Consider the following 11876-nt stretch of genomic DNA (forward strand, 5'->3'; position numbering starts at 1 on the left):
ACCCGCCCCGACAATCAGCAGGTTGTAGGCTGCCGACCCCAGCATGCGAATTTTGCAGGGAAAAGGGTTGGCCAGCACCGAGGTGCTGCGGGCGCAGAGGCTAAAGAACTGGTTTTTGTCGGGGGCGGCGGCGCTGGTGTGCATAGGGCGACCGTTGCAGTAAGCGCCGCTGGGCATCGCTAGCCCGCTCTGCCCCGGCCAGTAGCCGTAGAATGACTGCCCCAGGGGTGGCATAGCCACGTAGCCAAACACCGGCACCCCCCGGTACAGCAGCCCTAGCGAAATGCCCCACACCGGAATGCCCCGGGTGAAGTTGGTGGTGCCGTCGATGGGGTCGATGATCCAGCACCAGTCGGTAGCGGGGAAGATATGCTCGACCTCTTCGCTGAGCACGCCGTGGTCGGGAAACTGCTGTTTGATCGCAGCCCGCAGGGTATCGTCAGACCAGCGATCGCAGCGGGTGACCAAACTGCCATCGGCCTTGAGATCGGCCTGCACCTGACCAAAGTCTTTGAGCAGCTGTTGACCCACGGTGGCGGTGGTGGCCTCAGCAAAGGCCACCACCTGATCCCAGAAACTTTGCGTTACCATCCCTAATCCATATCGCTTTCGAGGGCGGCGGTGATCGCCGCCTTGGCGTTGGCCTGAAATTCTTGAATGTTGACCCGGCTGAGCAGCCCAATGGCCACCATCATCCCCACCGCCTGGACGGTGAACACCAGCCCGTAGGCCAAAAAGGCCTGGGGTTGACCGACTTCTCCACCGCTAAAGGCGCCCACCAGGGCCCGACCCAGGTCGAGCACGCCGCCGCCCAAGACCGTGGCGCTCCCCCGGGCGATCGCCTGGGCCAATCCCCAGGCCCCAATAAAGGTGCCCGCCGTTTCGGCCACGGTGAGGTCGAGCATCAGCACGATTGCCCCCAGGGTGAGAATGCCCGAGGCGATGCCGAAGCAAAATACCGCCGTCAGCAACACCGTGGGGTTGCCCGTCAACCCCGACAGGGTAATGCCCAACAGGCACACCGCCGCCCAGCTACAGCCCACCACCACGCTGCGTTTTTTGCCAATGCGGGGCACCACCAGCCAGCCGGTGACGATGATCCCCAGCAGCGTGCCCATGCCAAAGGCCGCGTTGAGCTGGGTGGTTTCGGCAATGGTCATGCCAAACACCTCGCCGCCGTAGGGCTCCAGCACCGCATCCTGCATAAACAGGCTGAGGCTAAGCACCAGCAAAAAGGTGAAAAAGAGCCCGGTCTGGCGGCTGGCGGTGAGTACCTTGAGGGCGCGACCGAGGGTGAGGCTGTCTTCGCGATCGCGCAGCGACGACCGACTCTTGAGCCGAGAATATTTTTTCTCAATCCCGGCCGTGCTAAAAAAGGCCAGCCCACAGACCACCGCTGGGGCAATGATAAACAGTCGATTCACTAAGGACTGTACCTGCTCAATCGGGGCATCGAGTTCAATCGGCTTCAGCACGATCGAGGTGATAATCACCCCGGTAATAATGCCCACCATCAGCATGGCCCAGCCGATGCCCACCAGGCGCGATCGCGAGTCTTCGTCCGAGACATCCACCAGCAGAGCGGTAAAGGGGGTCGAGGTGGCGCTCAGGGCCAGACCATAGATCGCAAACAGCAGCCCCAGCAGCCCCACCCAGGGATACACCGCTGGCCCCCAGCCCCCTGCGGCAATGCGATCGCCGATCTGCCACACCACTTGTAGGGCACAAAAGGCCGTCACCGCCACCGACACAATGCCCAGCCAGATGTAGCCGCTGCGGTGGTAGCCCAGAATGGGGCGGGAGTCAGACATTTGGCCAAACCACACCCGCGCCGGAGCCATAAACTGGTGCACGGCGATCGCCCCGGCAGCGACCAGGGCTGGCACCCGCAGTTCTTCGATCATGACCCGGTTGAGCACCCCCAGGGTGAGCAGCGACATGATGCCCAGGCCCATGTTGAATACCCCCAGGCGCAGCATGGTCAGAATGCTGAGGTTGGGCTTGGTCGAGGCCGACAAGCCAGGGGCCGAGGGCGAAACATCGGGGCTAGTCATAGGTCGTTACGGGAATCGTTGTAAAAAGGTGGTGACAAAACAAGCTAAACCAAACAGCCGCGCAACCTGGAGCAGATAGTAATACCTTAGACCCTAACGTGTATAGCCAGTCACGACTATGGAATGCGGGCAACCCCCTGTGGTCTGTGAAGGTGGCTACAGTGCCCAGGCTCTAGGTGAGTCTATATTTACCCAGGATGAAGATCTCATCGCGCTGCGAGCAATGGTAAGGGATGCTGTGCAGTGCCACTTTTTTCAAAGTAAGTTTTTTCGCAAAAGAGATCCCTGGGTTCTTGAAGAACCCAGGGATCTACTCTACAGAGTCAGCAGCTGGTTCGAGCAGTCCACATAAGCCTTCATGTCATCGGCACGGCACCATTGCCCTATCGTCTACGGCAAAGCTGCCGTCCTCAGGCCTCAGCGCCCTAGCCTCAGCGCTCCAGCCTCAGGGCCCTAGCCGAAACGGCCCGACACGTAGTCACGGGTAAACTGCTCCCGGGGGTTGTTGAAGATCACCTCGGTTCTGTCGTACTCCACCAGGTAGCCCACCTTGCCGCCCTTGTCGGTGGCCTCAGCGTTGTAGAACGCCGTACGGTCAGACACCCGCGAGGCCTGCTGCATGTTGTGGGTAACGATGATGATGGTGTAGTCTTCCTTGAGCTGTTTCATGGTCTCCTCGACCTTGATGGTCGAGATCGGGTCGAGGGCCGAACAGGGTTCATCCATGAGAATGATATCGGGCTGCACGGCGATCGCGCGGGCAATGCAAAGCCGCTGCTGCTGCCCCCCCGAGAGGGAGAGGCCACTCTGCTTGAGCTTGTCCTTCACCTCATCCCAGACGGCGGCTTTGCGCAGGGAGTTTTCGACCAGTTCATCCATATCGCCCTTAAAGCCGTTGATGCGCGCCCCCCAGGCAATATTCTCGTAGATCGACTTGGGAAAGGGGTTGGGCTTTTGAAACACCATGCCAATTTTGCGGCGTAGCTCCACGGCATCGACCTGGTCGGCGTAGATATCGCTGCCGTGGAACGTGATCTTGCCCTCAACCCGGCAGGAGGTGATCAGGTCGTTCATGCGGTTAAAGCAGCGCAGCACCGTACTCTTACCGCAGCCTGAGGGGCCAATAAAGGCCACAATTTCGTGGCGGGGAATCTCTAGATACACGTCCCGCACCGCCAAACTAGACCCATAGTAGACTTTGAGGTTTTCAGCTCTCAAAGCCATGTCTGCAGAAGGTGGAGCATAGGTGTTTGACATCTTGGCACCGGAGTCACACTAGGGTTGAACTGGACACCATAATACTATTGCAGCCTCGGCTCACTCTGGGGTTAAGGCTAGACTAAGGGCTGTAGCAAACGCTCGGGCCTTCGTCTTCAAAGCGTGACGGCTACCGCCATGTTAGAGCAAGAGCCTATGGTGCTAGGCCCGACCATCACGGGTAGAGATCGTCGCTGGCACTGCTTTAAATCACTCAGTATTGGGGCTTACGGACACTACCACCGCTATTTAAATCACGGGCTATACCCGATTCCCCACCTAGGATGAGCCTATAGCCCAGCGGCTTTCTCGCTGTGAATATCCGGCACAAGGGGGTACTTCAAAGCCAGACTGGGCGATTTATTCTAGAAAAGCAGGTAGCGTGTTTTGCTTCACTTAATTTTGCCGCTTAAGCCAGTGCCCAAACCGCCATTCTATGAACCGCTGAGTGGTTTACTCAGACCATTCTCGCTCAGAACGGTATTGGCAGCGGTGTTTGTGCTGCAGATTGCATCGGCTGCCGGGTTGCTGGGTTTACTGACGTTTTATCTGGGAAGCTGGCAGATCGGGCTCCTGAGTTTGGGCGCGATCGCCACCTCAGCGGTCATAGGGCTAGCGGTGGTTAACCGCATCTTGCAGCCCATTGCTCAGTTACAGCGCGCATTGCAGGCCGCCGCCCGTGGCGATTGGCGTACCCCGGTGCCCGTCGATAACCCCGACGAACTGGGGCAACTGGCTTTGGCCTTCAACCGGATGGCGGCCCGGTTGCATGACTCCTTCACCGAGCTAGAGCATCTCAACCACGAAATGCAGCATAGTGAGCGCCGGTGGCGTCATTTTTTAGACGGCATTCCCTTGGGCATTGCGGTGTACGACCGGAGTGGGCAGATGGTTTTTGCCAGCGAGCAGGCGCGCATCTTGCTGTGTTTAGAAGATATGCCGTCGGTGCCGTCTCTCAGCCTGGAGGAAACCTTTATTGCCTACCGCACCAGTACCGGCGATCGCTATCCCACGGAGACATTGCCCATTGCCCAGGCATTGCGGGGAGCAGCAGGCTGGGCCGACGACCTGGAGCTACGCCCCGGCAACCGCAGCATTCCGATTGAAATAGTGACCACCCCGATTTTTGACCAGGCGGGGCAAGTCGAGTATGCGATCGCCGCTTTTCAAGACATCACCACCCGCAAACAGGCTCAAACTGTGCTGGCCAACTACAGCCAGACCCTAGAGCATCAGGTGGCCGATCGCACCGCTGCTCTGCGCCAGGCAGAAGCCACCCAGCGAATTATTTTGGCAGCCATTCCCGACCTGCTGGTGCGATTCTCGGGGGAGGGGGTCTGCCTAGATGTGATGAACGCTGGCGCTGTCGAGCCGATTGCGGCACCTAAAGATCAGATCGGTAAGGCGATCGGCGAGGTGCTTCCCCCCCAGATGGCGGCTGAGCGCATGCACTATATTCGCCTGGCGCTGCAAACGGGCCAGACCCAGGTGTACGAATATAAGTTTCAGCTGCCGACTGGGGTGCGCTACGAAGAGGCCCGCATAGTGCCCAGCGGCTCCAATCAGGTGCTAGCGATTGTTCGCGATATTACCGAGCGCAAACGGGCCGAGGCTGAAATCGCCAGCCAGCGGCAGTTCTTGCAGAATGTGATCGACAGCATTCCGAGTATTATTGTGGTCAAAGACCGCGACGACCGCGTCAAAATGGCCAACCGGGCTAGCGCCACCCTCCACGGCATCACGCCCCAAGATATGGTGGGCAAGCGTGACCATGAGTTTAATGCCAATATCTCGGCCTTTGAGGTGGCCCGACAGCGCCATATTCACCAGCAGGTAATCGCCACCCGAACCCCTTACCAGGGCGAGCAGGAAATTATCGATCGCGCTGGGGTGCGGCGCTGGTATCAGGTGGTGATTAGCCCCTTTAGAGCGGCCAATGGCGTGGTCAACGGTGTGATTACCAACTGCATCGATATCACCGATCGCAAGAGCATGGAAACCGCCCTCACCGATGCCAACAAGACCCTTGAGCAGTTGGCTACCCTCGATGGCCTGACCCATATTTCTAACCGTCGTCGCTTTGACGACTACCTCGAGCAAGAGTGGCAGCGCATGGTGCGTGAACAACAGCCGCTGTCGTTGATCATGTTTGACGTCGACTATTTCAAACCCTACAACGACAGCCTGGGGCACCAGCAGGGAGACGAAGCGCTGATTGCGATCGCGGCGGCGGCTACCCAAGCGGTCAAACGGGCCGCCGACCTACTGGCCCGCTACGGCGGCGAAGAGTTTGCGGTGGTGCTGCCCAACACCCGCCGCACCGGGGCCGAGATCGTGGCTCAGGCAATCAAAGACGAAATTGCGGCCCTAGCGTTGCCCCACCCGGAGTCGTCAGTGAGCGACTACCTAACGGTCAGCATCGGTATCGCTAGCGTGGTGCCCACCGCTGACCAGTCCCCCGACGACCTGATCGCCGCTGCCGACTCCGCCCTCTATCAGGCTAAGCGACGGGGGCGCGATCGCTACTGGATTCGGCTGATCTAGGGCTAGGCGATGTGCCCTTGGATTGCGCTGCCAGGTCTGAGGGGCCCGAGCCTAGAACGGTGCGTCACGCCAAGCGATGACGTTACCCTAGACGTAGACCGCATGCCTGAGACTGGCCGAGATCAATAGCTCGGCAGTCGCCCGGTAAGGTATAAATCCTAGACATACAAAGCCATATTGATAGCGACCTAGCCATGCCGATGTTGATGCCATCGGCTGGGCATTTCTCCTAACCTCCTAAAGCCGCCATGACTGTCCTTAGCAATACCCACGTTTACCCTGTGCGCTGGCAAGATGACCACCTGGCGCTGATCGATCAGCGTCAACTGCCCGAGCGCTACAACATTGTTTCGATTCACCGCTGCGACGACGTGCTGCGATCGCTCCGCTCAGGCATTGTGCAGGGGGGCTCGGCCCTCGGTATTGCCGCTGCCTATGGTCTGTATTTGGGCGCAAAAGACATCCAGACCAACGACCCCACCGCCTTTTGGGAACGGCTGGAGGCGATCGGCGACCAGTTTAAGCAGACCCGACCCGACAAAGCCCACCTCCAGTGGACCATCCAGAGAATGTTGGCAGCGGTTCACTACACCGATGCCCCCATTGATGACCTGCGATCGCGGCTCCTAGCCGAGGCCAAAGCGATCCAGACCGAAGACTTTAACCTCTGCCACGCGATCGGCGACCACGGTCTGCAAGCGCTGCCCCCCACCCCAGCCAAACTCACCCTGCTGACCCACTGTAACCACGGGGCTCTGGCCACCTCAGGCTATGGCACCTCGCTGGGCATCATGCGATCGCTGTGGCGCGAGGGTCGTCTAGAGCGCATCTATGCTGCCGAAACTCGCCCCACCTTTCAGGGGTCGCGCCTCACGGCCTGGGAGTGCGTGCAAGAAGGCATTCCGGTAACGGTGATCACCGACAGCATGGCGGCTCACTGTATGCAGCAGGGGTTAATCCACGGCGTGCTGGCCGGGGCCGATCGCATTGCCGCCAACGGCGATACCGTTAGCAAAATCGGCACCTACAGTCTGGCGTTGGTGGCCCGGGCCCACAACATCCCCTGCTTGGTAGCGGCCCCAGTATCGACCATCGACTTTACAGTGGCCACGGGGGAAGCTATGGCCATTGCCCTCCGCCCTGCCGAAGAAATTTACCAACTGGGCGATGCTCAGTCAGCCGCCCAGTTGGGCCAGCGCACTACCTCGCCCAAAGGGGCCGAGTTTTATAACCCGGCCTCAGATGTGACGCCAGCTCATTTAATCACAGCCATCGTGACCGAAAAAGGTGCGGTTGTCCCAGACCAGCTAGCGGGGCTCAAGACCCAGTAGAGCCGTGCCATAGGCTTGGGGGAGTTGACGTTTTCTAGAGCAGGCGCAGATCTTGAACCGATCATTACTATGATTGGGGACATCGTCACCCAATTTGTTTAGCTAGCCCTCGCCATGCCAACCCCGCGCCCCCCGGCCCCCCTGTTGAGATATTTGCTGACGGTTGTTGCCGTCATCGCCGCCGTGCTCGGTGCCCGGCTGTTGATCACCTGGGCCGCAGAAGAGTACCTACACCCCATTCCGATTTTTGGCGGTTGGTTCAAAAGCCTAGAACTGGTTGAGCTCAGCGTAATACTGCTGTTTGCATTTCTGGGCTACGGGCTGGGAAGCGCGTCTCGCCACCTATCCACCAAGACTCCACTGGCGGTTAAGTCGATTGTGCTGATTGTGGCCCTACCCCTCGTGTTTTTTAGCAGCTACTGGCTGCGCCACTACCTATGGATTAGCCAGTTAACCGCCGAGTCAACGCTGACTCGCCAGCAGATCACCGCCCTGGCTAACCAGGCATTGGCCCGCGAGGGCGGCAACCAAGGCTTTTGGGGCTACTACACGACCACCACCCGTATGCCCATTTTGCCGGCCACCGTGTCTGAGCTAGAGCGCATGGCCGAAGATCAAAAGTGGTTTCGATCTGAGCTGACGCGCTTTAGTGGCATTGAACCCGGGGTGTTTTCAATGATCTTTGACGGTGCGGGTTGGGGCATTCGTCTGTTTTATATGGCCCTGGCTTTTCTCACCGCCATGATTTATTTCTTTAAGGGGCTGGCCTGGGCCGATGTCGCCCGGCTGCGTCAGGTGGCCCTGGGCGCCAAAGCCCCCAGCAAAACCTGACGGTGCTGACGGTGCGGGTTCAGCCCCAGGCCCAATTGCCAACGAGCCCACTGATCGCCCTGATTTTAGCGGGGGGGCGCAGCTCTCGTATGGGTTACGACAAAGCACTCATTGACCTGGGGGCAGAGACCCTGATACAGCGCACCTGCCGGGTGGCCCTGGCCTGCGCTAGCTCGACCTATGTGGTAACCCCCTGGCCCAATCGCTACCGCCCCTTATTGCCCGATGCCGTCGGGTTTATCGAAGAAGACCAGCCTCCCACCCCAACGAGCCGATCGCCGGGGCCGCTGCGGGGCCTCCTAACCGCGTTGAGCCACTTGCAGGGGGCAGGCCAGAGCCCAGCCTGGGTGCTGGTGCTGGCCTGCGATATGCCCAATTTATCAGCGGCGATACTCTGCCGCTGGCGAAGGACGCTGGCGCAACTCGCGCCCGAGGTCTTGGCCTACGTCCCTCAACGGGCTGGCCGCTGGGAACCGTTGTGTGGCTTTTATCGAGGGATGGCGTTGACAGCCCTAGAACAGTACGCAGTGGCAAGGGCAGACCCCAATGCCAAAGCTCCCTCGCTACAACGCTGGCTCGACCAGCACCTGGTCACGCCTATCACCTTGGCCCCAGAGGAGTGGGCGATGGTGGCCAATCTCAACACCCCCCGCGATTGGGCCCGGTGGCACCAGGCTACCGAGCCCAATCGCTCTCCATGATTAGGTGCGCTCAGGTAAGGTCAACGCGGGTTCGAGGGTGATTTTAGTCGTCGGTGCGGGGCTCCAGCGGGTTAGCAGCCGATAGGCCGAGGGAATGTAGTAGAGGGCCAGCACTGTCGCGCCGCCGAGACCGCCTGCGATCGCGATCGCCAGCGGCGGCCAAAATCCGGTGGGGTCGAGCAGCAGCGGCACAAAGCCAACGATGGTGGTGACGGTGGTGGCGATCACGTGGCGGGTGGCGTGAAACACGACCTCTTCCAGGGCCTGGGGCTGGCCTTGGCTGGCCTGGGGATGCTCACGCAGGGCGGCTAGCACCACAATCGAATCGTTGATGGCCAGGCCAATTAGGCCCAGGGTGCCGAGAATGGCGGTAAAGCCAAAGATCGAGCCAAACAGCTTCAGTGCCAGGGCCGCGAGACCCACGGCCAAAATCGCCACGGTGCCAATCAGCGCCGCCAACCCAAAGGAATTGAACGATAACACCAGGGTTGCCGTCATTAGAATGCCAAGCACCCCCACCGTGGAGAGCAGGTTGCCCACGGCGGTACCTCGGGCATCGGCTTCGCCACCGTACTCAATCCGGTAGCCGGGGGGCAGCTCAAAGCCCTGTTCCTCCAGTTGTTTTTGGAAGGCGGCCAGGACGGTGCTGGGTAGGGAACCTGCGGTAATGAACCCCTGCACGGTGTTGATGCGCTGGCCGTTGCGGCGACTGATGGTGGCCGTGTCGGGCACCAAATCTAAGGACGCGATCGCATCCAGCGGCATTGTCCCCTGGGCGGTGACAATATCCAGCGAGGCGATCGCCCCCAGATTGCCCTGCTGCCGGGACGGTACCCGCACTCGCACCGGGATGTCGCGGGTGCCGTCTAGAACTGAGCCCCCCGCCCGCCCGTCCAGGGCGGCGTTGAGCTGGTTGGCAATCGCCTGATTGTCGAGCCCCAGGCGGCGGGCCTGGGCTTCGTCCACCCCTAGGGCCAGCTTGGGCAGGGCCTCGGTCAGGGTGGCGCGGGTGTGGACCACATCGGGCACCTGGGCCAGTTCAGTCCGCAGGCGATCGCCCAGCTCCCGCAGCCCGGTCATATCTGCCCCGTAGACTCGCAGCTCGATGGGCGCATCGAAGGGTGGCCCCTGCTCCAGCTGTTTCACCAGCACCTGGGCCTGGGGAAACGCCGCATCCATCTCAGTTTGCAGCGCCTGAATGGTCTGGCGAATGTGGTCAGTGGTAGCCAGCTGCACAATGCCCTGGGCATAGTTCTGGGCGCTGCGGCGATTGTCGAGCACGTTGTAGAAAAAGGGCGGCGCGGTACGGCCCATAAACCAGTGCACATCGTCGATTTCGCCGTGCTCCAGGGCCAGCTCTCGAGCCTGCCGCACCTGGGCCTGGGTGGCGTCTAAAGAAGCCTGGGTAGGCAGTTCAAACTCGATCTGAAACTGGTTGCGGTTGGTGGGCGGAAAAAACTGCTGGGGCAGCGTAGCAAACACCGCAAACCCAACTATCGGCAGCACTAGCGACAGCCCCACCCCCAGCCAGGGGCGGCGAAACACCGACCGCAGCGTCCATCGGTAGCCGCTGGCCAGCCCCTGGTTAGAAAAACCGTGGTGCCACCAGCCCTGCCGCAGCGGCAGCGGGTTCCAATGGTGCAGCCGCCCCACCAGCGACACAATCACCGTCAGCGACAGCGCCAGGGAGCTCAGCAGCGCCAAAATTACCGTCAGCCCGATGGTGCCAATGAATTCTCCCGTGCTGCCCGGCGACGTGGCAATGGGGACAAAGGCCAGCACCGTGGTCAGGGTCGAGGCCAGCAGCGGCACCAGCAGGTGGCGCACGGTTTGCGATATCGCCTCTGCTGGCAACAGACCCTGGCGCAGCCGTCCCTGCACCTCATCCACAGCGATAATGGCGTTGTCGATCAGCAGCCCCAGGGCGATGATAATGCCCGTCACCGACATCTGGTGCAGGGGCACGCCGAGCACCTTCATGGTGCCAAACACGGTCAGGGTGGTCAGCGGCAGCGATAGCCCCACCAGCAGCGCCGACTTCCAGCCCAAAATCAGCAGCGACACGCCAATGACCAGGGCCGACCCCAGGACCAGGTTGCCCACCACGCCGTTGAGCCGCTGCTGCACGTACTGGCTCTGGTCGAGCACGATGTGCAGACCTAGCTCATCGGGGAGTTCCCGGCGAAATTCATCTAACACCTGGCGGGTCTGCTCAGCCCAGAGGTCAACCCGTTCAGCCGATTCCACCTTGGCCGAGAGCGCGATCGCCGGATGCCCATTCACCAGCGCCAAATCCGTCGGCGGGTCCTGCACCCCCCTGGTCACCGCAGCAATATCCCCCAGCCGCGCCACCTGGCCCTCCTCCCCGGCCTGAATGGGTATGGCGCGAATCTGCTCCAGGGAGCTTAGGTTGCTGTCAACTTCAAGCAGGTATTCGCTGCGCAGCCCCTGGGAGCCGGTCTTTGCCCCGTCACTGCGATACTCTCCCGCCGCCACCTTGGCGTCGCTAGCGGCCACCTGCTGCGAGAGCGCCTGGGCCGATAATCCCAGCCGCGACAGCTCCGCAGCGGCAATGTCCACCCGAATTTCCTCGTCCGGCTCGCCAAACACGTCCACCGTTTCCGTACCGGGGATAGCCCGCAGGCGATCTTCCAGCGCCGCCGCCAGCCGTCCCAAAATAGCGTAGTTAGGCGCATCGTCTCGCAGCCAGGTCAGGCCGACAATTAGGGCGCTGGCCTTGGTGGAGCTGTCGGCGTACTCCGGCACCGTGGCGTCGCCAGGCAGGTCGGGCACCGCATCATCCACCTTGCTGCGCACCTTGGCCCACACCGGGTCCACCTCGGCAATGGTGTCCTTAAGTTCGACGGTAATCACCGAAATGCCGCTGCCGCTGGTCGATCGCAGCGACTCAATTTCCTCTAGCTCAAACAGGCGATCCTCAATTTTTTCGGTCACCAGGGTTTCTACTCGCTCGGGGGTAGACCCCGGCAAAAAGGTGGTCACGCGGGCAAAGCGCTGCACAATCTCTGGATCTTCCAGCCTCGGCAGGGTGAGAAAGGCGGAGAGGCCCCAGACGACGATCAGCACCAGGGTGAGCAGCAGGGCAAGCATGGAGACTGGCCCGAGCCCCGCCTGCACGCGCTCGAAGGTCTGGGCAC

Annotated in this window: 9 protein-coding genes; 5 read left to right on the plus strand and 4 right to left on the minus strand. The window is 60.8% G+C overall.

Translation table 11 applies throughout. From position 1 onward, the window contains the following. Together IQ254_RS25695 and IQ254_RS25700 are read right to left on the minus strand one after the other, a co-directional pair. A partial coding sequence (locus tag IQ254_RS25695; RefSeq protein WP_193969004.1) for an inositol monophosphatase family protein occupies window positions 1–591 on the minus strand: 591 nt, incomplete at its 3' end. A 2-nt stretch (window positions 592–593) separates the two neighbouring features. Beyond that, entirely contained in the window at window positions 594–2054 is a 1461-nt protein-coding gene (locus IQ254_RS25700) for a BCD family MFS transporter (RefSeq protein ID WP_193969005.1), read from the minus strand. A gap of 118 nt (window positions 2055–2172) precedes the next feature. On the opposite strand from IQ254_RS25700, the gene IQ254_RS33935 reads away from it, so the two are divergent. Then, window positions 2173–2406, plus strand: coding sequence for a hypothetical protein (locus IQ254_RS33935; protein ID WP_278000368.1), 234 nt, complete (start codon window positions 2173–2175; stop codon window positions 2404–2406). Between the two features lie 101 nt (window positions 2407–2507). Here the strand turns inward: IQ254_RS33935 and pstB are convergent, their stop codons facing one another. Then, the gene (gene pstB / locus IQ254_RS25705) at window positions 2508–3278 is read right to left on the minus strand and encodes a phosphate ABC transporter ATP-binding protein PstB (protein WP_228041093.1); all 771 of its coding nucleotides are present in this window, start codon (window positions 3276–3278) and stop codon (window positions 2508–2510) included. A gap of 420 nt (window positions 3279–3698) precedes the next feature. Between pstB and IQ254_RS25710 the strand changes: the two genes are divergently transcribed. From IQ254_RS25710 to IQ254_RS25725, 4 genes are all read left to right on the plus strand, one after another. Further along, the gene (locus IQ254_RS25710) at window positions 3699–5855 is read left to right on the plus strand and encodes a diguanylate cyclase (protein WP_228041094.1); all 2157 of its coding nucleotides are present in this window, start codon (window positions 3699–3701) and stop codon (window positions 5853–5855) included. A 248-nt stretch (window positions 5856–6103) separates the two neighbouring features. Continuing rightward, window positions 6104–7186, plus strand: coding sequence for an S-methyl-5-thioribose-1-phosphate isomerase (gene mtnA / locus IQ254_RS25715; protein WP_193969008.1), 1083 nt, complete (start codon window positions 6104–6106; stop codon window positions 7184–7186). Window positions 7187–7300: 114 nt separating this feature from the next. Beyond that, the gene (locus tag IQ254_RS25720) at window positions 7301–8017 is read left to right on the plus strand and encodes a hypothetical protein (RefSeq protein WP_193969009.1); all 717 of its coding nucleotides are present in this window, start codon (window positions 7301–7303) and stop codon (window positions 8015–8017) included. A gap of 11 nt (window positions 8018–8028) precedes the next feature. Continuing rightward, window positions 8029–8718 (plus strand): molybdenum cofactor guanylyltransferase, encoded by a 690-nt coding sequence (locus tag IQ254_RS25725; RefSeq protein ID WP_193969010.1) that lies wholly within the window; start codon window positions 8029–8031, stop codon window positions 8716–8718. Here IQ254_RS25725 and IQ254_RS25730 read toward each other — a convergent pair whose 3' ends face one another. Continuing rightward, window positions 8719–11829 carry an efflux RND transporter permease subunit gene (locus tag IQ254_RS25730; protein WP_193969011.1) on the minus strand — a complete coding sequence of 1037 codons (3111 nt, stop codon included), beginning with the start codon at window positions 11827–11829 and terminating at the stop codon, window positions 8719–8721. Between the last annotated feature and the right edge of the window lie 47 nt (window positions 11830–11876).

The sequence above is a fragment of the Nodosilinea sp. LEGE 07088 genome (genome assembly GCF_015207395.1).
In the GTDB taxonomy this organism is placed as follows: domain Bacteria; phylum Cyanobacteriota; class Cyanobacteriia; order Phormidesmidales; family Phormidesmidaceae; genus Nodosilinea.

Excerpts from the sequence above, each read along its gene's own strand:
- IQ254_RS25700 (WP_193969005.1), bottom strand. The coding sequence starts at position 2,054 with ATGACTAGCCCCGATGTTTCGCCCTCGGCCCCTGGCTTGTCGGCCTCG.
- IQ254_RS33935 (WP_278000368.1), top strand. The coding sequence starts at position 2,173 with ATGGAATGCGGGCAACCCCCTGTGGTCTGTGAAGGTGGCTACAGTGCC.
- pstB (WP_228041093.1), bottom strand. The coding sequence starts at position 3,278 with ATGGCTTTGAGAGCTGAAAACCTCAAAGTCTACTATGGGTCTAGTTTG.
- mtnA (WP_193969008.1), top strand. The coding sequence starts at position 6,104 with ATGACTGTCCTTAGCAATACCCACGTTTACCCTGTGCGCTGGCAAGAT.
- IQ254_RS25720 (WP_193969009.1), top strand. The coding sequence starts at position 7,301 with ATGCCAACCCCGCGCCCCCCGGCCCCCCTGTTGAGATATTTGCTGACG.
- IQ254_RS25730 (WP_193969011.1), bottom strand. The coding sequence starts at position 11,829 with ATGCTTGCCCTGCTGCTCACCCTGGTGCTGATCGTCGTCTGGGGCCTC.